Origin of the sequence: Myroides sp. N17-2 (assembly GCF_002286775.1) — a bacterium.
In the GTDB taxonomy this organism is placed as follows: Bacteria; Bacteroidota; Bacteroidia; order Flavobacteriales; family Flavobacteriaceae; genus Flavobacterium.
The window spans coordinates 194855-217838 of sequence record NZ_NSGJ01000002.1; the positions used below are offsets into that span (position 1 = coordinate 194855).

Here is a 22984-nt window from a genome sequence, read left to right on the forward strand (position 1 = left end):
CAAAACTTAAACAATAAAGACTATGGGATTTGTAAAAGAATTTAAAGAATTCGCTGTTAAAGGGAATGTAATGGACCTTGCAGTAGGGGTAATCATCGGGGGAGCATTCGGTAAGATTGTAACAAGTGTAGTTAACGATGTTATTATGCCAATCGTATCAGCTATTATCGGTACACCAGATTTTACCAACATGTATCTAGTATTAAAAGGAGATGCACCTGACGGAGCACCACTTGCAGCAGCAAGAGGAATCGATGGAAACGTTGTATTTGCTTATGGTAGTTTCATTACGGAGATTATTAACTTCACTTTATTAGCTCTATGTGTATTCCTTTTAGTAAAAGGTGTTAATACATTAAGAAAGAAAGAAGAAGTAGTAGTAGAAGAAGCTCCTGCAGGACCACCAGCTCCAACACAAGAAGACCTTTTAGCAGAGATAAGAGATTTGTTAAAGAAACAATAAAGTATGATGCTTAAAGATGTAAGTCTTTAAGATAAACTTGTTAATCAAAGCACGCCATAACGGCGTGCTTTTTTGTTTCTTGTATTTTATATTTGTTAAAATTATTTTTTTAGGTTGCCATATGTGCATAATTAAATATATTTTTTTAATAATTATAGGGTAAATGTGTGTATTATTAAAATATATGTAAAAATTAAAATGTATTAGTTTATTAAATTTTTATGTTATTTATTTGTTAATGATAAATTAATTAATAGTTAACAAGTATGAAGAAAGGTTTACTTAAGTTCTTTGTCTTCTCATTAGCATTAGCGGTAAGCGGTAGTGTATATGCACAAGAGAAAGTTATTAAAGGACGAGTAGTAGCATCTGATGGTGGATTATCATTACCAGGTGCAACTATATTCGTTAAAGGCTCAAAAGAAGCAGTTCAAACAGACATTGATGGTAATTACTCTATTAAAGTTAATGGAAAAGATGCCGTTCTTGTATTTGAATTTATGGGCTTTAATTCAACTGAAAAGAAAGTTGGGGAGCAAGTGGTGCTGAATGTTTCTTTAGCCGAATCAGCAGAGATGATTGATGAGGTAGTGATTAATACAGGGTACCAGACTATTACTAAACGTAAAGAGGCAGGGGCTGTTAGTCGTATTGAAGCAAAAGACCTTAAGGTTGATGGGGTAGCTGATGTAAGTAGAATGATTGAAGGTAAAGTTGCGGGGGTAACAATACAAAATCCTTCTGGTACATTCGGAGCTGCACCTAAGATTACTATTCGTGGAGCGTCTTCTATTATGGGAGATACTAAACCATTATGGGTTATTGATGGAGTAGTACAAGAGGATATTGTTAACGTATCTTTTGAGCAGTTAGCTTCTGGTAACTCAGAGTCTGTGTTGAGTTCTGCATTATCTGGTATTAATGCGGATGATGTATTAAGTATTGATGTACTTAAGGATGCTTCTGCTACAGCTATTTATGGATCACGTGCGATGAATGGAGTAGTAGTTATTACTACGAAGTCTGGTAGAAGAGAGACGCCGATGTCTATTAGTTATACGATGGAGAATACATTACGTCCTATTCCTCAGTATAGTCAATATGATGTAATGAATTCTCAAGATAACATGATGGTATATAAAGAGCTTCAAAACAAGGGCTATTTAGATTATGCATCTATGCTTTATGGGCGTAATAGTGGTGCTTATGGTATTATGTACCGAGCTATGAATCAGTTTGATGCTGTTCATAATCAGTATGGTGTATATAATAGTCAAGTAGAGCAAAACCGTTTTTTACAAACATATGAGAAGGCAAATACAAACTGGTTTAAAGAATTGTTTAGACCTTCTATTGTACAACAACACTCTCTAAGTTTTAATGGTGGAGGAAAAAATAGTGCATACTTTGCTTCTGTTGGTTATTTAGCAGATTCAGGATGGTCTATTGCTGATAAAGTTCACCGTTTGACAATGAACTTGAAGAATACATTCTTCGTTAATGACAAACTAAAGATATCTATCTCGTCTATCGCATCAGTACGTGATCAGAAAGCTCCTGGAGCTTATGATGCGGAGAAGGATGTGGTAAATGGAGCTGTAAAGCGTGACTTTGATATCAATCCTTTTAGTTATGCATTGAACACTACTCGTACATTACGCCCTTATGACAATAATGGTAACTATGAGTATTATAGAAGTAATTGGGCTCCATTTAATATCATGAATGAGTTAGATAATAACTATATGGATATTGACGTGAAAGATATTCGTTTCCAGTTGGATTTAGATTATAAGATACTACCTAACTTAACGTATAACTTAAGCGGATCAGCACGTTACGCAGATACTAAAAGGGTACATAATGTAACTCAAGATTCAAATGTTATTGGAGCATATAATGCGGATGAATCTACAATAGAGAGAGATCAGAATATCTTCTTATACAAGGATCCAAATAGACCAGAAATGGCACCATTGCCAATTATGACTAATTCTGGATTAAAAAGAACATTTACTAATAGCATGACATCTTTCTTGCTAAGAAATAGTTTTACTTATGATAACGTATTTAATGATGTACATGAGTTAGACATTTTTGGAGGTACAGAGATGAGGGTTGTTAATCGTAATAAGGATTATTTCTTAGCTCAAGGAGTTCAGTTTGATAAAGGATTGACTACTTATCCTGAGTTATTAGCAATGCGTAAATTGTTAGAACAAGGAGGTGATTATTTTACCTATAATGAAGAAAAAGAGCGAACTTTAGCCTTCTTCGCTAGAGCTGCTTATACGTATGACAGACGTTATACAGTTGCATTGACAGGTCGTTATGATGGGTCTAATAGACAAGGTGATTCAGGGTCATCTAGATGGTTGCCAACGTGGACAGCTTCTGGTAAATGGAATGTGTCTAGTGAGAAGTTTATGGAGAATTCACAAACAATAAGCAATTTAGCTTTACGTGCTTCTTATGGATTGACTGCTACTTCAGGACCTGCTACAAACTCTTTAGCTATTTATAAGCCTTATGTTACTCCTAGGCCTGATTTAGGTAATGTCGAGAATGGAATTAATATTAAAGACTTACAGAACACTGAATTAACATGGGAGAAACAACATGAGGCAAATATTGGTGTTGATTTAGGATTGTGGAATAATAGAGTTCAAATAGTTGCAGATGTGTACCAAAGGAATGCTTTTGATTTAATTGATTACGTTCGCACGTCTGGTGTAGGAGGTCAAGAGATTAAATTGGGTAATAATGCTGATATGCGTACTAGAGGGGTAGAATTTGGTATCACAACTACAAATATTAAGACCTCAGATTTTAGTTGGTCAACTACTTTAAATGGATCTTATTATAATCAAGAGGTTACTAGCCTTCAAAATACACCAAGAGTTATTGACTTAATACAAGGGTTTAATGGAAATGTAGTAGGAAGACCACGTAACTCTCTATATTCATATCAGTTTACAGGTTTAGATCATAGAGGTTTACCAACATTTACACAAGCACCAGGTGAAACTAATACTATTGGAGGTGCAAACTTCCAAGACACAAATAATCCAACGGGTTACTTAAAATATGAAGGATCTATTGAGCCTAATAAAACTTTAGGTTTAACAAATACATTCACATATAAAAATTGGAGTTTAAACTTCTTAATTGTTGCTTCTGGAGGAAATAAGATTCGTTTATATCCATCTTATGCAGCTAGATATAGTGATACTGACGTATTTAGTAAGACTTTTGAAGATCGTTGGATTAATGCTGGAGATGAAAACTTCACTAATGTTCCTACAATTCCAGATAATACAACTGTTAACGCTATAGGAAGTAGTTCTATACAAAGAGCATATAATACTTATAATTACTCATCTGAACGTGTAGCGGATGGTGGATTTGTGAGACTTAAAAATATCTCTCTAACTTATGAGTTCCCTGATCATTTTAAAAGATCTATGAAAATGTCTAATTTCTCATTGCGATTTAATGCAACTAATCCTTGGTTAATCTATGCAGATAAGAAATTGAATGGAGAAGATCCAGAGTTTTATAGAACAGGAGGGGTAGCAATGCCACAAACAAGTCAATATACATTGACACTTAATGTTGGTTTTTAAAAAATAGATTATTATGAAGAGAGTTAAGATATTAGTTGGTTTATTGTTTTTGGCGACAGCTACAGTTGGATGTAGTGACTTTCTTTCTGAAGTGCCAGACAATAGAACACAAATAGATACACCTAAAAAGGTTGGAGAATTATTAGTTGGAGCATATCCCAAAGCAACGTTTGTTGAGTTTGCTGAACAGATGAGCGATAACGTTATTGATAATGGGAAATTGAATCTTACTACTTTACAGTCAGAACAAAATTTTGGGTGGCTCGTAAGTACAGAAGAGGATTATGAAACGCCAAAGGAATTTTGGATGGCGAGCTATGCTGCTATAGCTACCGCAAATACTGCTATAGAAGCTTTAGAGAAGATGGAGAAAGAGTATGCAAATAAGCCTACTTCTCAAAATGGATTAAAGCAATTAAAAGGGGAAGCTCTTCTATCTCGTGCTTATAATCATTTTATGCTTGTGAATCTTTGGGCTAAAAGTTATGATCCTAAAACAGCAGAGAGTGATATGGGGGTGCCTTATGTGACTGGAGTTGAAACTCAATTAAAACAACAGTATAAACGTAATTCTGTAGCTGAAGTATATAAATTAATTGAGCAGGATCTATTAGAGGGTTTAGAGAAAATAAAAGGAGCTCAGTATGCTAATCCAGGAGTTACTAAGTATCATTTTACTGAGGCATCAGCTATAGCATTTGCTGCACGTTTTTATTTATATAAAGGGGATTATACAAAATCTATTGAATATTCAAATGGTTTAGGAAGTTTGCCAATAGGAAAGCTGCGTGATGTAGCTATGATTTCTAAGTGGGATTCTGCTCGAAATGAAAGAGAATTTGCGAAACCAGAACTAGAAACAAATTTACTAGTAATGACTTCTCCATCTAGAAAAAGAAGAACAAATGCAACAAGTCGTTTTGTTTTAACTCAAGGGGAAGCTACTAAAAGTGATAAAGGATTGTTTAGCCCAAATAGCAGTCCTTTAGGTATTGCATGGAATTATCCAAATGTTAATTATACAAATAATGATGCGTTTTATGTTCCTAAGTTTTATGAGAATTTTAAAGTAAATGACTTTACAAACATGACAGGTATACCTCATGTAAGTTTTGTATTATTTTCTAATGATATGCTTTTCTTAGATCGTATGGAAGCTTTTGTTATGGAAAACAGAATTGATGAAGCTCTTAAAATGTATACTTATTTGGTTTTGCTAAGAAGTAATATTAAACCTGAACTTAAACCTGAGACATTGCTTGACGCTATTGAATATGATGATGTTGCAGCTGTAATTGACTATGTTCCTGGTAAATATACTCCTGTAAAAGAAATTAATGAGAAACAGGCTGTTATGCTAGAAGCTGTTGCTGAAATGAGAAGAAGAGAAGGTTTTCATGAAGGATTCAGATGGTTTGATATTAGAAGGTTTAATTTAGAGATTAAGCATCAAGTTATTGGTGGAGAAGAGCTTATTTTGAAAAAAGGTGATTTAAGATATCAATTACAGATTCCTCAAGTTGCTATTGATAATGGGGTAACAGCAAATTCTAGATAATCATTTAAAAGTAAAAATTATGAAAGTAAAAAATATAGTTAAAGGAGTTGGTCTAGTTTTTACTGCTTCAGTATTATTAACAGCATGTTCTAAAGAAGATTCACTGCGAAGTGAATCTATCTTTGATACTACTGAAAAATCGAAAACTGAAGTGGATAAATGGATTGAAGCAAAATATACTAAGCCATATAACATCGCAGCTACTTATTTATGGGATGAGGCAATGGGGAAACCTGACAAAACGTTATTTCCTCCTAGGGTAGAAAGTGTGAAGCCTGCACTGCAAGTAATAAAGAAAATATGGATAGATAGTTATTCTGAGATAGGAGGAGTAAATTTTGTTAAAAAAATTGCACCAAGGCAGTTGCATTTGATAGGTAGTTATAATCTTAATCACAATGGAACTATTGTTTTAGGAGATGCTGGAGGGGGAGCTAAAATAACCCTTTATAACGCTGATTATGTGAATTTTAAAGATATATCAAGTGTTAAGAGATTTGTGCATACTATTCAACATGAGTATATTCATATTCTAAATCAGACCAAACCTTATGATACAAGTGCTTGGGATGTTGTTGCAAAAGTCAATGGTGGTTATACTTCTTCTTGGTATAATCAGACAGATGCAGCAAGTAATGCTTTAGGGTTTGTTACTCCATATGCTCGTAGTAATTATGATGAAGATTTTGCTGAAACTGCATCTTTTGTTTTGCTAAAAAGTAAAGCTGAGTATGATGCATTTATTGCGAAAGTTCCTGAACCAGGAAAAAGTGTAATTCAGAAAAAAGTCGTTATGGTTGAGAAATATTTTAAAACTCAATTTAATATGGATTTTTATGCATTGAGAGATGCTGCTGAAAGAAATACAAATGCTGTAGTTGCTGGGGATGTAGAGAATTAACATTTTTAATTGATTTAGATTTATGAAAAAATATATTACAAAAGCTTTTTTATTGACAATGATTCTTACTGGAGTAGTTTCTTGTCAAAAGGAAGAGGACCGTGTGTTTGATAAACCTGTGTCAGAGCGCCTTTCAGAGCAAGAGAAAAAGCTGCAAGATTTATTATTGTCTTCAGAATATGGTTGGAAATTAGTGTATAACACTTCTGAAGGAGATTTTGGTAGCTATACCTATTTAATGAGATTTAAGGATAGTCGCAATGTAGAGATGGTTTCTGATTTTACTAAGAATGGGAGCAAACCAGAGACAACAGAGTATTCTATCCAGCAAAGAGCGACTACAAGTCTTGTTTTTACTACTCGTGCAAAGATACATGAGTTATCTGATCCTATAAATTCACCGTATGCTGCTGGTAAGGGATATTATGGTGAATATCAGTTTGGATATTATGGAAATACAGAAAGTACAATAGATTTTAGATCACCAAAACAAGATCAAAAAGTAACTTTTGTTAAGGCTACTAAAGAAGATTGGGACACTTTTAGCCAAAATTATACAATGGTTGAAAAGATGAATTCTATTTCAGAACCTTATTTTAGAGTGTTAGAAATAGAATCAGGCGGAACTAAAGAAAGTATTGATTTTAATAATTATGGGGTTGTTAGGCTAATTGAGTTAGCCAATAACAACTTAATTAAAGAAGAGGTTTTTGGTTTGGCTTATAATCCTAAAGGAATAGTTTTGTCTCCTCCTATGGATGTTAAAGGGCAAAAGATATCTTCATTTATATATGATGCTTCTACAAATGCCTTTATAGGTAAAGAAGGAGATGTTAAGGTTAGCATTAAATATTCTAAGAATCCTGCTGTTTGGACTGATATGAGTTATAAGAAATTATTACCAGTACCAGGAAATGTAGTAGGTAGTACTTTTACTTTTAGAACTGCTAACAATCTTCAATTGTTTGGATCTAGTATTACTTCTGAATTGTTAAAACAAGAGATTGCTGCTATGGGTAAAGATGCTGCTGGACAGTATAATGTATCTTTTATAGATTTTACGTTTAATGCTAATATTGGTTTACCTGTTAATGCAAATTATGTTGAGTATACTTATAAAGGTAAAAAATATCTTTATTTCTTCTCTTTTGTGGATATGAAAGATAGGGTTAAGATTGTTCCAATTCAATGGAATAATTCATCTGCTGTTCCTAATGAAATAAAGAATTTGAATACATTAATTCTAGGAGAAGATGTATATTTTCGTTTAGAACCTAATAAAATTCAATATACAAATCCTGTATTGACATTTATATCGACGAAGGCTCCTATTTCTTTCCCTACATGGGATACAAGTGTACCTAATAAGGTTTTTTAATATAATAAATAACTTAAGCCGCTCGAATGAGCGGCTTTTTTTGTATCCTAAAAACTCTATTTATACACTTCAGTGAATGAGTTATAAAAGTGTTTTTTATTTGATATATCTTTGCTTTAAATAAATTAGTAATGCCGTTAGTAAAAGAGATAGTTGAAGTCAACATTAAAGTATTAGTTTGGAAAGTTGAAGAAACTTTTGAAGAATTAATACAGGATGTCAGTATGCGCCCACAGACAAAGGAACGCTTAGAGGGAATGAAGTCAGAAGTTCATCAGAAGGGTTTTATAGCTGTGAGACAGTTATTACAGTATGCAGGATATTCTGATTTAGACCTACGTTATGATGAGAATGGAAAGCCCTCACTTATAGACGGTAGTTATATCTCGATATCACATTCTTTTGAGTACGCATCTATTATCATTGGGAAAGAGAATGTTGGGATAGACATAGAAATGAAAAGGGATAAGATAAGACGCATAGCGAGCAAGTTTTGTAATGATAGTGAACTAGCCTTAGTTGATGGAGCTGATGATGAAGTAGATATGCTAACTGAAATTTGGTGTACTAAGGAAGCAATGTTTAAGATGTGTGAATCTCGTAGCCTTAGTTTTAAGAACCATATGTTAGTTAATCTCGCTGAGAAGGAAGCTGTTGTAGATAATGGAGTTTATAAACAAGTGTTTACTTATTCTCTAGTAGATTTTAATAATTTCACATTGGTTTATGCTGTAGAATTGAATTAGTATTGCATATTATAAATATTAATTAGTATTTTTGAATAAATAAAATAACGTTATGGAAAATAGTTTTAACAAAATAGAGTACATGGTTCCTGTAGCACAGGAGTCAGAGGTAGTAAGAGCACAGTTTTATAAAAAGACGTATGCTACTCTAGCAATGGGAGTATTGGCATTTATAGTGTTGGAAACGATTATGCTTAATACACCTTTTGTTGTAGAAGGAATGTTTAAGATTATGGGAATGGGGAAATTCTCATGGTTAATTGTTCTAGGAGCATTTATGGGAATTACATGGTATGCTCAGAAGTTAGCAGATAACACGACTAATAAAACGCAACAGTATGCAGGTTTCTTCCTATATACATTAGCTGAAGCATTCATTTTTGTACCTATTCTTTATGTAGCGATGTCGATGACTAACGATTTGACATTAATCTCTCAAGCAGGTATTATGACCTTAGCCTTATTCGGTGGATTAACAGGAGTAGTTTTTGGCTCTAATGCGAACTTCTCTTTTATGAGATCGATACTAAGTATAGGATTCTTCTTAGCATTAGGAACTATTATTTGTGGTATGATCTTCGGATTTAACCTTGGGTTATGGTTCTCATTAGCAATGGTAGCATTAGCTTCAGGATCTATTTTATACTCTACATGGCAAATTAAAAATGAGTACGCTGCTAATCAGTATGTGCCTGCTGCTTTATCATTATTTGCATCATTAATGCTTTTATTCTGGTATATTCTAAGAATTGTGATGAACAGAAGTAACTAATTAGAAAGATATATTATATTTTTGAACCGCGTTCCTAAAGGGACGCGGTTTTTTATTTTAAGTTATTGATTATGTTAGACTTTTTTTTCGGTGCTTATAAAGATGCAAGTACACTTCAGATAGTGTTAGAATCTATAGTATTCTTTTTTGGTATTTTTAGTGTTTGGTATGCGGGTAAGGAGAATATCCTTGTGTATCCGACAGGTATTATAGCGACTATCATTACTGTTTATCTACTTTATGTGATAGATTATTATGGAGACATGATACTGAACGGTTATTATTCTATTATGAGTGTCTATGGATGGTATAATTGGTCAAGACAGAAAGATGGAGATACCGTATTAAAGATTAGTAGAACCAATACTAGTGAGAAGATAAAAGGGATTGTAATCTTCGTAGTTACCTTAGTGGTTATCTATGGAGTATATCACTTCTCAAGCAAAGAGATCTTACCTGAGAATTACATAGATATCATCACATCAGGTATATTCTTTACAGGAATGTATTATATGGCATTAAAGAAGATAGAGAACTGGACGCTGTGGATTATAGGAGATATTGTCTCTATTCCGTTATATGCTTATAGAGGTTATGGTATATTAGCAGTACAATTTGCTATCTTTACAGTATTAGCGACCATGGCTTATATCTCATGGTATAAAACAATAAATAGAGAAAAATGCTTAGAGAAGTAATAGAAAGAGAATTAAGCTTTAAAGCTGTGCGAAGTAGCGGAGCTGGTGGGCAGAATGTTAATAAAGTATCTACTAAAGTAGTGCTGTCTTGGGATTGTATGAATTCGCAAGGGATAACAGAAGAAGAACGTACACTATTATTAGAACGTCTTAAAAATAGATTTACTAAAGAAGGTGTATTAGTATTAGATGCTGATAACACACGTAGTCAGATTAAGAATAAGGCAATCGTGATAGAGCGCTTCTTTCAGTTGCTGTCTATTGGATTACACATAGAGAAAGAACGCAGAGAGACAAAGACTCCTCGTAGGGTAATACAGAAGAGAAAAGAGAATAAACAGCAGAACTCTCTTAAGAAAGCACTTCGAAAAAGAGTACTTTAGAATCACCTGCCAAAATACTTTATTGTAGATATAGTTGTTTTACTCAATTAAAAGAGTCTATATTTGCAGCATCAATCTCAAAGGGGTGCCGTACGGCTGAGATCATACCCATAGAACCTGGGCGGGTAATGCTGCCAAGGGAGTTAATGCAGTTCTTATATAGAGCTGTAATGGATTAGTGTAATTATTAATTAATAAAAATAATTGCCCCTTTTATTTGTAAATGTTTTACGAATGAAAAAAACTTTATTTCAATCTTTGTTCCTAACGACAGCGTGCATAAGTACTATAGCACATGCTCAGGAAAAACAACTAAAAGATTCAATTCAACAAGCAACACTTAACGAAATCGTATTATCTGCTGTTCGTGCAGATGAGAAGACTCCTATTGCTTATGCTAATTTGTCTAAGAAGGATCTTAGTCAACGTAACCTCGGTCAGGATATTCCGACGATGATGTCTTATATGACTTCTGTTGTGACTACTACTGATGCAGGTAATGGGATAGGGTATTCTAGTTTTAGAGTACGCGGATCTGATGCATCACGTGTGAATGTTACCCTTAATGGTATTCCTTATAACGATGGGGAGTCACAAGGTTCGTTTTGGGTTAATATGCCTGACTTCACTTCATCCGTACAGAATCTACAGTTACAGCGTGGGGTAGGTACCTCTACTAATGGCTCATCTGCTTTCGGTGCTAGTCTGAATCTAAAAACAGATGATTATGCACATGAAGCTAATGGAGAAGTATCTAATTCTTTTGGTAGCTACAATACTCGCAAATCTACTGTGAAGTTCAGTACTGGTCTAATTAATGACAAGTTTGAGATTGCTGGGCGTCTGTCAGATATGAAGTCTGATGGGTATATCGACAGAGCTTCGTCTAATATGAAGTCTTATTACTTACAAGGGATGTATGTAGGGAAGACTTCTTTAGTAAAAGCAGTAGTATTCGGTGGAAAACAAAAAACGTATCAAGCCTGGAATGGGGTGTCTCAATCTGATATTGATAAGTATGGTCGCCGTTATAATCCTGCTGGAAAATATAAGGATGATCAAGGAAATACACAGTTTTATGATAATGAGACTGATAATTATATCCAAACACATTATCAATTGCACTGGAGTGAACAGTGGTCATCAGCGTGGTCTTCTAATGTATCCCTACATTACACTAAAGGCGATGGATATTATGAGAACTATAAAGAAAATCAGAAGTTTAAGAGTTATGGATTTAAGCCTATTACCGTAGATGGTAAGGAGGTAAATAAGACAGACCTTATTAGACAGAAGAGCCTTGCTAATCACTTCTATGGAATGGTGTTTAATACCAACTATACAGCTGATAAATTAAATGTTATCGTAGGTGGAGGAGCAAATAAGTATGAGGGGGATCACTTCGGAAATGTACTATGGACTAGACAGCCAGTAAAGTTTAGCCCTAACTATGAGTATTACAGAGATGATGCAGTGAAGACAGATCTTAATTTCTATGCTAAAGCTACTTGGCAGTTCGCTGATAAGTGGAGTTTATATGGAGATATGCAGTATAGAAGAGTGACTTATGAAGCGAATGGTATCGAGACAGGGTTAGTAAATGATAAGTTTAACTTTTTTAATCCTAAAGGAGGAGTTACGTTCCAACTAGATGAGGAGAATCAGTTCTATCTATCTTATGCTAAGGGAAACAGAGAACCAAATAGAAAAGACTACGAGGGGGAAGGTAGACCTAAGTCTGAGAGTATGGATGATTATGAGTTAGGATGGAGATTTAGAGGCGATAGAACCACGATTAATGTGAATGCCTATTATATGAAATACAAGGATCAATTGATCTTGACAGGAGAGATGAATGATGTGGGAGGAATGCTAAGAGCGAATAGCGGGGATAGTTATAGAGCAGGTATTGAGATTGACGCGAATGTACGTGTGTTAGAGAAGCTATATTGGTCTCCTAGTGTAACGATAAGTGCAAATAAGAATAAGAACTTTATGACTACTGTAGATAATAAACCTACAAATCTAGGGACTACTAATATTGCCTTTTCACCTGATTTTATCGCATCTAACGCTATTACCTATCTACCTTTAAAAGGGATGAGTGTATCGTTACTTACGAAGTTTGTAGGAGAGCAATATATGGCTAATCTAGATGCTAAGGAGTCTAAGCTTGATTCTTATTTTATCAATGATTTGAGTGCTTCTTATGAGTTCCCAATAAAAGGATGGGTTAGATCAGTAGGAGTTTCTGTACTAGCAAACAATATATTTAATGTGAAGTATATCTCTAATGGATATTATGATCCAGAATGGGGGCCAGCTTATTATCCACAAGCAGAGTTTAATATATTAGCAGGCTTGACAATTAAGTTTTAATTAGCGAAGTATAATAAAACAAAAAGCTACTATTGTTAAAATAGTAGCTTTTTTTATATCTAATCCTGTCGTTCAAGATTGCTTCAAGGTTTTTTCAAGATTTCTTCAACAAATGAACTCCTTTATAGGGAACTCTTGAACAAATGTTGAAGAGGTGTTGAAGAATATAGTTTGATTTTAGATGTGTTATAATTAGTCGATTTAGTTCTTCTTGTGAATTAAATAGTAGTATATAACTATGTGTTTGAAGTTAATAAGTGATGTACAAGTAATCACCTTGTTTTCTTACATGATAGGGTTTAAGTTGATATTGGATACCAGGAGTAAGAGACTGTCCATTAATAAGACTGAACTGCGCTTCTTGTCCGTCGTGATTGTGTAAACACTTGCAATAAACAAATACTCCTTTATTCTCTTTACGAGTTAGTACTGAACATTCTAGAGGTTTGTGATTTGGACAGGTAAGTTCATATGCGAAATACTGTGTTCCTGCATTATATATTCCAATACCACTAATACTTCCTCCAACTCCATAAGCTACATATACACCTCCAGGATTTAGTAAGTTTATTGCGTCAGGATTATTTAAATATACTGTGTAATTGATACTATTACTAGGTAGATTAGGGTTTACATATCTACTGTCGCTTTTACTACATGCTGCAGCTATAAGTATCGTAAAAAGGATTATAAATAATTTCTTCATTTTAATAAACTGTTTGAAAAACAAATTTAATTAATTATATTTGACAAATATAGTAGAACAATCAATTATTGATTTAACAATAAAATAAAAATATCTTTATAGTAAGGAATCCCGTTTTTATGGGATTTTTTCTATTTACCTTAAATCCGTAAAGAACGTTTAAACGAGAATAAATTATACAAAACAGAGCAAGATTAGTGATTAAAGTACACTATAGTGTGGTTTTAGAGCTAATTGAAGTTATGTAAAGTAGAATTCATTCGCAGTAAATGGTAGTTACGGATTTAAGGTTTTTATATAAACGAGTTAATTATGAGCAAGATTTCGTATTATACTGCGGAAGGTCTTAAGAAGTTAAAAGACGAATTAGAGCAGTTGAAAAGTGTGGAGCGTCCTAAAGCATCTCAAGCGATAGCTGATGCAAGGGATAAAGGTGACTTGTCTGAGAATGCAGAATATGATGCAGCTAAGGAAGCACAAGGATTATTAGAGCTGAAGATAGCTAAGGTAGAAGAAGTAGTAGCGAATGCTAGATTAATAGACGAATCTCAGTTAGATGTTACTAAAGCTTTGGTTTTATCTAAAGTAAAGATTAAAAATACTGCTAATGGTATGGAGATTACGTATACATTAGTAGCAGAGAGTGAAGCTGATTTAAAAGCAGGTAAGATATCTGTAACTTCTCCTATCGGTAGAGGTTTACTAGGTAAGTCTGTTGGCGATGTAGCTGAGATACAAGTTCCTAATGGTAGTATTTCGTTTGAAATACTTGAAATTAGTAGAGATAACTAAAAACATAGATAGATTATGAGTTCTATTTTCACGAAGATCATTTCAGGAGAGATACCTGCATATAAAGTAGCAGAGGATGATAATTTTCTAGCATTTTTAGATATTAATCCTAATGCGAAGGGACATACATTATGTATTCCTAAGAAGGAGATTAATAAGATTTTTGATATGGAAGAGGATCAATATCTAGAGTTGATGAAGTTCTCTCGTAAGGTAGCTAAGGCATTAGAGCTAGCGGTACCTTGTAAGAGAATAGGGATGGCTGTAGTGGGGTTAGAAGTACCTCATGTACACGTTCATCTAATTCCTCTTCAAGAGATGGATGATATGCGATTCACTAAGAAGGAAAAGCTATCTCCGGAAGAATTCGAACAAGTAGCTAAGGCTATTAATAGTCATTTATAAGACTATCCAAAATAACAAAAAAGGTTGCCTAGTAAGACTAGTGCAACCTTTTTTTGTTATACGTAATACAGAATGTGGTTCCTTTGCCTATTTCTGATTGGGTTATTTTAATTTTTCCATTTTGGAAGTCTTCTACTATCCTTTTTGTTAGAGATAGTCCTAATCCCCATCCGCGTTTCTTAGTAGTATATCCTGGTTCGAATATTTTTTTCAACAGTTTTTTAGGGATACCGCTACCTGAATCAGTGATCAGTATATTGACTACTTTGGGAGTGTCTTGTATGTGTATGGCTAGTTTTCCTTTTCCTTTCATAGCATCTATAGCGTTCTTGATAAGATTCTCTATCGTCCAGCTGTGTAGCTCCTTGTTTAATGGGATTAGTATCTCGTAGTCAGGACTATCCATTGTAAACAGTATTTGCTTCGAATTTCTAAGAGAAAAGTAATCAAAAGTCTTACGGGTCTCAGAGATAATATCGACATCAGTAAGCTTAGGGATAGAACCTATCTTGGAGAACCTATCAGCTATAATTTGCAGTTTCTTTACGTCCTTCTCTATTTCTGCTATGGTTTCAGGATTGACCTTGTCGAGTCTCATTATTTCTATCCATCCTAGTAGTGAAGATAAAGGAGTTCCTATCTGATGGGCAGTTTCTTTCGCCATACCTGTCCACAGTTTATTTTGGGTAGCTACTTTATTACTGCGATAGAAATAGAATAATAAGACAGTAAAGAATAAGAATATTAAAACTAGGGTAACTGGGTAATACTTCAGTTTTGTTAATAAAGAAGAGTTGCCATAGTACACGTATTGCGTTTGCTTACCTACTTTTAGTAGTATAGGTGGGTTTTGTGATTTTAATCTGCGCAGCAGTGCTTGTTTCTTCTCAGGTGTATTGACTATGTGTTCATCTATGTTGTTAATAGAAAGTATATTGTCATTTACGTCAGTTTGTATGATAGGAATCGTCTTATTCTCCATCATAATAAGAAAGGGAAGAGATACGTCTGCCTCGATAGAGGTAGCCGTGTCAAGAGTATTCAGCGCTTCAGCCCATATTTTCATTTTTGTTCTCTCTTCAGTCTTATAAGTCTGAAAAAAAGAATAGGTGTTCCAAAGAATTACTAATAAGGTGATTAATGCGGCAGCGATAACTGACCAACGAAATATTTCTTTCTTATTGCTCAAGATTTGAAATGGTTTAATATCAAGATTTAAAAGTAATTAAAATAAATGAATTGATTTAAGGTTTAATGAAGTATTAAAAGTTTTAAGGTTATTAAAAGCTTTTGTAACTTTACTTTTCTTGAATTAAAAGAATATATGAAATCTATAAAACCAAACGATATATCTGTAGTAGAACTACAGAGACTGATGCAGACGTCTATAGGGCCACGCCCAATAGCTCTTGCAAGTACGATAGATGCTGATGGTAGACCTAATCTGTCTCCGTTTAGTTTCTTTAATATGGTGAGTACTAACCCACCTATTTTAGTGTTTTCTCCGTCTAGACGTGTGAGAGATAATTCTAATAAGCACACACTGTTTAACGTGCAGGCTAATCTTCAGGTAGTTATTAATGTAGTGACCTATGATATGGTACAGCAGACTTCTCTATCGAGTACAGAATACAAGGATGGCGTGAATGAGTTTATTAAGTCTGGACTGACGATGGTACCATCAGATGTAGTTAAGCCGTTTAGAGTAAAAGAAAGCCCTGTACAGTATGAGTGTGTGGTGCAGGAGGTAATCGGTCTTGGGCAAGAAGGTGGCGCAGGTAATTTAGTTATCTGTGAGGTAGTGAAGATTCACGTAAGTGAAGAGGTATTAGATGAGAGCGGACAGATAGATCAACATAAGATAGATTTAGTAGCGCGTATGGGAGCTAACTGGTACACACGTGCTAATGATGGTATATTCGAAGTAGAGAAGCCATTGACTACACTTGGTTTAGGAGTGGATGCACTACCTGAAGGAGTAGTGGAGAGTGGTGTGTTCTCTGGTAATGATTTAGGAGTTTTAGGGAATATTGAGTTATTGCCTAATGATGAAGAGGTGTTAAGCTTTGTAAATTCAAATACAGAATTAAAAGAAATATTGGCATCTAAGAATCAAATCAATAAATTTAAATTAGCAAAAAAATATTTAGAAGAAAATAATGTACCTTTGGCTTGGAAAACAATTTTAGCCGAATAGATTGTAATTAAAAAAAGAGATTAAAATGGAAGTTACAGGAAGAATCAAATTAATTGGACATACACAAGATATTAGTTCATCATTCAGAAAGAGAGAAGTTGTAATAACTACGGAAGAGCAATATCCTCAGCATATTATGATTGAGTTCACTCAAGATAAAGTAAGTATGTTAGACACATATCAAGTAGGTGAGCAAGTTAAGGTGGCTATTAATTTGAGAGGAAGAGAGTGGCAAAGTCCACAAGGAGAAACTAGATACTTTAATACAATCCAAGGGTGGAGAATAGAACACATGATGCCTGCTCAACAAGGAGGTAATATGGGACAAAACCAACAACCTTATATGGGACAACAAGACAATATGCAGTCTCAATATGGTAACGCAGGTATGTCTCAACAAGGAGGTTTTAACCAAAACCAACAACAAGGGTTTGCTCAAAACACTCAAATGCAACAGCAAGGAGGTTTTAACCAAAATCAACAACAAGATTTTAATCAAAACACTCAAATGCAACAGCAAGGAGGTTTTAATCAAAACCAACAGCAAGGGTTTGCTCAAAATACTCAAGGTCAACAACAAGGAGGTTTTAACCAAAACCAACAACAAGGGTTTAACCAAGGGCAAAACAATATGGGACAACAGTTTCCTCCTGCTTCTAGCTACCAAGAAGAGGATCACGACGATTTACCATTCTAAAAAATATTATATATGTCCCTAAGTATTTCTTAGGGACTTTTTTTTCTACTATGATATCATCTATAGATAGTAATTACTTGTATTTTCCATCAGTGGAAAGTGCACACGAATCTGGTATATTAGCAATAGGTGGGGATCTGTCTGCTAATAGATTAATATTAGCATATAAGTCTGGTATATTTCCATGGTTTGAAGATGGAGAGCCTATCACTTGGTGGGCACCTGATATGCGTATGGTACTCGAACCTCATGAAGTACATATCTCTAAGAGTATGCGTAGTATCCTTAAAAAAGAACAATTTAAAATTACTTTCAATACTTGTTTTGCTGAAGTAATAAATAACTGTCAGAATGCTAAACGCAATGGACAATTAGGAACATGGATCACTGATGATATGATAGATGCTTATTGTAATTTAAATAAGCTTGGCATTGCACAATCTGTTGAGGTTTGGCAAGATGGAGAACTTGTAGGTGGTCTATATGGTGTAGATGTGAAACCTGTGTTCTGCGGAGAGAGTATGTTCTCCCGTGTTCCTAATGCTAGTAAAGTGGCTTTTATCTATCTATGTGAATATCTACAAAAGAAAAAGTACGCACTATTAGACTGTCAAGTATATAATGATCATCTAAGTTCTTTAGGTGCTTATGAGATACCTAGAGAGGTATTTCTAGAATATCTCCCTAAGAGGTAGTGCTCTAGCATATTTCAGTTTATTTATTTCCCAAGTCAATGTGTTTAATATAAGGAGTTGTCCTGATAGAGTGGGAAGGTCTAAGATGACTTTCAGTGTCTCGTGAGCCATTATAGTACCTATTATGCCAGGGAATGTACCAAGTACTCCATTAAGACTACAGTTAGGCACATCTTCTGTGGCAGGAGGCTCAGGGAAGAGATCACGGAGGCTTATCTTGTCACAGTGATTAAAGATACTCACTTGACCTTCAAAACCTAGTATAGTTCCATAAACTAGTATTTTATCTAAGGTTATACATGTATCATTCACTAGATAACGTGTGCTAAAATTATCACTACCATCTACGATAATATCGAATGAACCCAGAATAGCTATTGCATTGTCAGTGGTTAATTTCTCATCGTATGTTTTAAAGTGAATATGCGGGTTGATTTGTTCGATGCGTTGTTTCGCTATATTAGTTTTGTTTTTGTTTATGTCAGCTTCTGTAAAGAGTATTTGTCTGTGGAGATTGTGATGTTCGATAGTATCAAAGTCTATGACTCCTAGTGTACCTACACCACAGCTAGCAAGGTAAGTTAGCACTGGAGAACCTAATCCTCCAGCACCTATTACTAATACTTTAGCTTGTTTAATCTTCATCTGACCGTCTATTCCTACTTCAGTTAGATTCATCTGTCTGTTATATCGCAAGAAATCTGTTGTATCCATACTATAGTTTTGTAGTTATTGATAAGCTTTGTCCCAATCTTTCCATACAGGTTCATATCCTGACTCTTTAATAAGGTGATATATCTCCGATGTACTTCTAGTGTCACAAATCTCAAATTGCTCTAGTGAGTCTTCTGCTACACTATATCCTCCAGGATTGGTTTTTGAACCTGCGCTCATCGTAGTAGCTCCTAGTTTAAATACATTGTTTCTCAGCATTTCACTCTCACGAGTAGAGATAGATATCTCTAGGTCTTCATTCCATATTCTATAGGCGCATAAGAGCTGTATGAGGTCTCTATCTTCCATAATGAAATTAGGTTCTATAACACCTTCTGCAGGTCTTAGTCTAGGGAACGAGACAGAGTACTTCGTTTGCCAATAAGTCTTTTGTAGATAGTCTATATGTAGTGCATTAAAGAAGCTATCTACTCGCCAGTCTTCTAGTCCAAGGAGTACACCTAATCCTATCTTATGTATGCCAGCTCTCCCTATTCTGTCTGGAGTGTCTAGTCTATATTCAAAGTTAGACTTCTTTCCCTTAGGGTGGTATTGTTTATAGACTTCTTTATGATAGGTCTCTTGATATACTAGTACAGCATATACACCTAGATCAGCTAACTGTTCATACTCATCTTGCTTTAGGGGTTGTACCTCTATAGAGATGGTAGAAAAAGACTGCTGTATTTGTTCTATACTTTGTTTGAAGTAGTGGATATTGACTACGTGATTAGCCTCTCCTGTTACGAGTAATATATGATCATACCCTTGTGCTTTGATTACTTTGACTTCTTGTTCTATTTCTTTTGGAGAGAGTGTCTTTCTACGAATGTTGTTATCTAAGCTGAAGCCACAGTAGGTACAGATGTTATTACACTCATTACTTAGGTACATCGGCGCATATAGTGATATCGTCTTGCCAAATCTCTTCTGAGTAAGCTGTTGACTCTGCTGAGCCATCTCTTCTAGATAGGGCATAGCGGCAGGAGAGATTAGATGGATAAAGTCTGTGAGTGTCTTTTTACGGTTAGCTAAACTTTGTTTTACTTGTACAGAGGTTGTCTCATAGATCGTTCTTTTGATCTCTTCCCAATCGTATTGTTCATAAGTTTGTATAAAGGACATAGTTTACTCTGTTAGAAATGCGGTTAGTGGACTAGAAGCTTGAGCGTGATTTACTACAGTAGCTAGCTTAGCTTCATAAGCTAGACGACCAGCTTGCACGGCAAGTTTAAAAGCAGTTGCCATTTGTTCAGGGTTACCTGCTATTGCTATGGCAGTATTAACAAGTACTGCATCAGCACCTATCTCCATAGCTTTAGCTGCATCAGAAGGAGCTCCAATACCAGCATCAACAATAACAGGAACTTTACTATTCTCAATGATAATTTCTAAGAAGTCCATTGTCTTTAACCCTTTATTGGTGCCAATAGGCGCTCCTAAAGGCATAACAGCTGCTGTACCTACTTCTTCTAGTCGCTTGCACAATACAGGGTCTGCGTGAATGTATGGCAAGACAACAAACCCTAGTTTAGCTAATTCTTCTGTAGCTTTTAGGGTTTCGATAGGATCGGGAAGGAGGTATTTTGGGTCTGGGTGTATTTCTAGTTTAAGCCAATTGGTCTCGAGTGCTTCTCTAGCTAGCTGTGCAGCGAAGACAGCTTCTTTAGCATTTCTTGCTCCTGAAGTATTTGGTAATAGGTGGATATGTGGGTACTGTAGATGAGTGAGTATAACATCTGTGTCTGTGGTAGTATCTATTCGCTTTAATGCTACTGTTACTAATTCGCTTTCGGATGCTAATGTCGCTATTTCCATATCTGTGTTAGAACCGTATTTACCCGTTCCTAAGAATAAACGTGACTGAAAGGTCTTATCAGCTATTGTAAGTGGTTGTGTATTCATTTGAGTATATTGTTTAGTTGTTTTAGTAATGTTCTTTTATCTGTGCTATTTTGGAGTAAACTAGATATGGCTATGCCATGTAGCCCAGTTTGTTTTAAATTTTCTACATCTTCTAGTTGTATACCACCTATAGCAACAACAGGAATGTTGATAGTAAGTCGTTGCATCTGTTTTAATAACTGTTGATAACCTGCTATTCCAAGTATAGGACTTAGCTTTTGTTTAGTTGTAGTAAATCGATATGGGCCTAGACCGATGTAATCACAACCTTCAGTGTGTCTAAGTTTAATATCCTCTATCGTATTAGCTGTACCACCTATAATCTTGTTGGGCAAATAAGCTTTGGCTTGTGTGATACTTAGGTCAGTAAGTCCTAAGTGGACACCATCAGCCTCTATGGCTTTAGCTAAGTCCACATGATCATTAATGATAAGAGTAGCTTGATATTGTTCACATAGTTTTTTGACCAGTTCTGCTGTTTGCCACAGGGTGGTATTCGTGGTATTCTTGAAGCGATATTGTATCCACTGTTGTCCTGCTCCTAATACAGCTTCTATATGATATAGCTGTTCTTGTGGAGTATCTCCATGACTGATGTATTGTATCTTATTTAGCATGATATCCGAGTAATGTATGGTTAGAGTTGAAGAATGTTTCTATGTAGGCTTTTGCCTTTTGAATCGCTGTCAATGTGTTATACCCTCTAGCAATATTTGCTGTTATAGCAGAAGATAATACACAGCCAGAACCGTGTTTAGGATAATCTGATAGTTGAGTAGGAGGTATAGTTTGTATCACCTCTTTACTTACATAGTAGTCAAAGCCCAATGCATTAGGATTATGCCCTCCTTTTAGTAATACATCACAGTATTGACTCAAGGTTTGTGCTTTTTGAAGTGCATCGTCATAAGTCGTAAGTAGTTGATGTATCTCTAGGTAGTTGGGCGTGATAAGATCTATCTGTTGTAATACAGAGGTTAAAGAATCTGCTAGCTGTAGAGTCTGGAAGTCAAAACCACTAGATGAACGCAATACAGGATCCCAAATTACTTTTGTCATTGGAGATAAACCTTTAATTGTATCTGTGTATAGCTTCAATGTGTCTAGATCTTTGACAATACCTATTTTTACAGCTGCGATACAGTAATTCTCAAGTATCGTAACTAATTGACGCATACTGTATTCTTCTTCCCATCTTACATGAATAAAGTTATCCTCCGTCTGTATCGTATTAGCAGATAATACCGCCATCGGGTATACTTGATGATGTTCAAATGTTTTGATGTCTGCCATAACCCCAGCACCACTAGTAGGGTCAAAGCCAGCTATTGCCAATGCAATCGGTCGTAATGTTGACATAATTCAAATTGTTTTAATGGTTGCTTAGCTTCCCATATTGTTCCTAATAAGGCATAATCATCAAACCACATTGAATGAATAGATTCGATGTGAAAAGGAGTAATTCCTCCAAGGGCAACTAAGGTTACTCTGTTGTTGGTTCTTTGCTCTAATTCTTTTGTCCAATCTACATCTGAAGTGTAACCTTTCTTAGATATACTAGGATAGATGGGACTTATGAATGCTCTGTCTATACTTGTTGATAACTTATTAACTTCACTTATACAGTGAACAGATGTTGATAACTTAGGTAGTTCTATATTATAGTTATTAACATGTAAACAATCGGTTGTTGATAAGTGTATATAAGTACTGTTTATCTTGTTGATAAGTAGCTTATATTGTTCAAAACAGTGTTTATTATTGTTGATAACTATTGTTGGTATGTGTATAACTAAGTACTGATGATAGTAATTGTCGATATTATTCACCCATTTTACTAGCTCTTCAAAGGGCATATCTGGTTTGCGAACATGAAGTAGAGGCAAGCCTTTCTCAAACATTTTGTTGATAAGACTTGTCTCATTTTCTATAGGAGTTGGATAGGTTATGACTACCATCTCTGTTATCT

The 22984-nt window shown here is 34.9% G+C and carries 23 protein-coding genes and 1 riboswitch; of the genes, 15 read left to right on the forward strand and 8 right to left on the reverse strand.

The features are described 5' to 3' along the window. The first annotated feature begins 22 nt into the window (after window positions 1-22). From mscL to CF599_RS02150, 10 genes are all read left to right on the forward strand, one after another. On the forward strand, window positions 23-463 hold the full coding sequence (gene mscL / locus CF599_RS02105; RefSeq protein ID WP_121964388.1) for a large conductance mechanosensitive channel protein MscL: 441 nt from the start codon (window positions 23-25) through the stop codon (window positions 461-463). A 266-nt stretch (window positions 464-729) separates the two neighbouring features. Beyond that, window positions 730-4089, forward strand: coding sequence for a SusC/RagA family TonB-linked outer membrane protein (locus tag CF599_RS02110; protein ID WP_121964389.1), 3360 nt, complete (start codon window positions 730-732; stop codon window positions 4087-4089). Window positions 4090-4102: 13 nt separating this feature from the next. Then, on the forward strand, window positions 4103-5647 hold the full coding sequence (locus tag CF599_RS02115; protein ID WP_121964390.1) for a RagB/SusD family nutrient uptake outer membrane protein: 1545 nt from the start codon (window positions 4103-4105) through the stop codon (window positions 5645-5647). Window positions 5648-5666: 19 nt separating this feature from the next. Then, entirely contained in the window at window positions 5667-6548 is an 882-nt protein-coding gene (locus CF599_RS02120; protein WP_121964391.1) for a putative zinc-binding metallopeptidase, read from the forward strand. A 22-nt stretch (window positions 6549-6570) separates the two neighbouring features. Then, window positions 6571-7926 carry a DUF4302 domain-containing protein gene (locus CF599_RS02125; protein ID WP_121964392.1) on the forward strand — a complete coding sequence of 452 codons (1356 nt, stop codon included), beginning with the start codon at window positions 6571-6573 and terminating at the stop codon, window positions 7924-7926. 131 nt (window positions 7927-8057) lie between these two features. After that, window positions 8058-8672 (forward strand): 4'-phosphopantetheinyl transferase superfamily protein, encoded by a 615-nt coding sequence (locus CF599_RS02130; RefSeq protein ID WP_121964393.1) that lies wholly within the window; start codon window positions 8058-8060, stop codon window positions 8670-8672. 52 nt (window positions 8673-8724) lie between these two features. After that, on the forward strand, window positions 8725-9444 hold the full coding sequence (locus tag CF599_RS02135; protein ID WP_121964394.1) for a Bax inhibitor-1 family protein: 720 nt from the start codon (window positions 8725-8727) through the stop codon (window positions 9442-9444). A 71-nt stretch (window positions 9445-9515) separates the two neighbouring features. Further along, a complete protein-coding gene (pnuC, locus tag CF599_RS02140) occupies window positions 9516-10142 on the forward strand; it encodes a nicotinamide riboside transporter PnuC (RefSeq protein WP_121964395.1) in 627 nt (208 codons plus the stop codon). Then, entirely contained in the window at window positions 10127-10525 is a 399-nt protein-coding gene (gene arfB / locus CF599_RS02145; RefSeq protein WP_121964396.1) for an alternative ribosome rescue aminoacyl-tRNA hydrolase ArfB, read from the forward strand. The genes pnuC and arfB overlap by 16 nt, the downstream gene beginning before the upstream one ends. A 71-nt stretch (window positions 10526-10596) precedes the next feature. Continuing rightward, window positions 10597-10685, forward strand: a riboswitch (TPP riboswitch). Window positions 10686-10759: 74 nt separating this feature from the next. Continuing rightward, complete coding sequence (locus CF599_RS02150; RefSeq protein ID WP_121964397.1) at window positions 10760-12904, forward strand: TonB-dependent receptor; 2145 nt, start codon at window positions 10760-10762, stop codon at window positions 12902-12904. A gap of 250 nt (window positions 12905-13154) precedes the next feature. On the opposite strand, the gene CF599_RS02155 is transcribed toward CF599_RS02150, so the two are convergent. Then, complete coding sequence (locus CF599_RS02155) at window positions 13155-13610, reverse strand: hypothetical protein (RefSeq protein WP_121964398.1); 456 nt, start codon at window positions 13608-13610, stop codon at window positions 13155-13157. Between the two features lie 312 nt (window positions 13611-13922). On the opposite strand from CF599_RS02155, the gene greA reads away from it, so the two are divergent. Both greA and CF599_RS02165 read left to right on the forward strand, forming a co-directional pair. Next, window positions 13923-14402, forward strand: coding sequence for a transcription elongation factor GreA (greA, locus tag CF599_RS02160; protein WP_121964399.1), 480 nt, complete (start codon window positions 13923-13925; stop codon window positions 14400-14402). Between the two features lie 15 nt (window positions 14403-14417). Continuing rightward, window positions 14418-14807 (forward strand): HIT family protein, encoded by a 390-nt coding sequence (locus CF599_RS02165; protein WP_121964400.1) that lies wholly within the window; start codon window positions 14418-14420, stop codon window positions 14805-14807. A gap of 37 nt (window positions 14808-14844) precedes the next feature. Here CF599_RS02165 and CF599_RS02170 read toward each other — a convergent pair whose 3' ends face one another. Then, the gene (locus tag CF599_RS02170; protein WP_121964401.1) at window positions 14845-15996 is read right to left on the reverse strand and encodes a PAS domain-containing sensor histidine kinase; all 1152 of its coding nucleotides are present in this window, start codon (window positions 15994-15996) and stop codon (window positions 14845-14847) included. Window positions 15997-16131: 135 nt separating this feature from the next. On the opposite strand from CF599_RS02170, the gene CF599_RS02175 reads away from it, so the two are divergent. Genes CF599_RS02175 through aat form a run of 3 tightly spaced genes read left to right on the forward strand, consistent with a single transcriptional unit; the run spans window position 16132 to window position 18396 of the window. Next, a complete protein-coding gene (locus CF599_RS02175; protein ID WP_121964402.1) occupies window positions 16132-17004 on the forward strand; it encodes a flavin reductase family protein in 873 nt (290 codons plus the stop codon). Window positions 17005-17029: 25 nt separating this feature from the next. After that, on the forward strand, window positions 17030-17701 hold the full coding sequence (locus CF599_RS20060) for a DUF3127 domain-containing protein (protein WP_121964403.1): 672 nt from the start codon (window positions 17030-17032) through the stop codon (window positions 17699-17701). Window positions 17702-17751: 50 nt separating this feature from the next. Further along, entirely contained in the window at window positions 17752-18396 is a 645-nt protein-coding gene (aat, locus tag CF599_RS02185; protein ID WP_121964404.1) for a leucyl/phenylalanyl-tRNA--protein transferase, read from the forward strand. On the opposite strand, the gene CF599_RS02190 is transcribed toward aat, so the two are convergent. Genes CF599_RS02190 through CF599_RS02215 form a run of 6 tightly spaced genes read right to left on the reverse strand, consistent with a single transcriptional unit; the run spans window position 18373 to window position 22973 of the window. Next, window positions 18373-19110, reverse strand: coding sequence for a HesA/MoeB/ThiF family protein (locus tag CF599_RS02190; protein ID WP_121964405.1), 738 nt, complete (start codon window positions 19108-19110; stop codon window positions 18373-18375). The genes aat and CF599_RS02190 overlap by 24 nt on opposite strands. 15 nt (window positions 19111-19125) lie before the next feature. After that, a complete protein-coding gene (gene thiH, locus CF599_RS02195) occupies window positions 19126-20235 on the reverse strand; it encodes a 2-iminoacetate synthase ThiH (protein ID WP_121964406.1) in 1110 nt (369 codons plus the stop codon). 3 nt (window positions 20236-20238) lie between these two features. Continuing rightward, entirely contained in the window at window positions 20239-21015 is a 777-nt protein-coding gene (locus tag CF599_RS02200) for a thiazole synthase (RefSeq protein WP_121964407.1), read from the reverse strand. After that, window positions 21012-21632: a thiamine phosphate synthase gene (locus CF599_RS02205; protein WP_121964408.1), complete on the reverse strand. Its 621-nt coding sequence runs from the start codon at window positions 21630-21632 to the stop codon at window positions 21012-21014. The genes CF599_RS02200 and CF599_RS02205 overlap by 4 nt, the downstream gene beginning before the upstream one ends. Further along, the gene (locus CF599_RS02210; protein WP_121964409.1) at window positions 21622-22374 is read right to left on the reverse strand and encodes a hydroxymethylpyrimidine/phosphomethylpyrimidine kinase; all 753 of its coding nucleotides are present in this window, start codon (window positions 22372-22374) and stop codon (window positions 21622-21624) included. Before CF599_RS02210 ends, CF599_RS02205 begins: the two co-directional genes overlap by 11 nt. Further along, window positions 22341-22973, reverse strand: a complete 633-nt coding sequence (locus CF599_RS02215; RefSeq protein ID WP_121964410.1) for a thiamine phosphate synthase — start codon at window positions 22971-22973, stop codon at window positions 22341-22343. The genes CF599_RS02210 and CF599_RS02215 overlap by 34 nt, the downstream gene beginning before the upstream one ends. Window positions 22974-22984 lie beyond the last annotated feature (11 nt).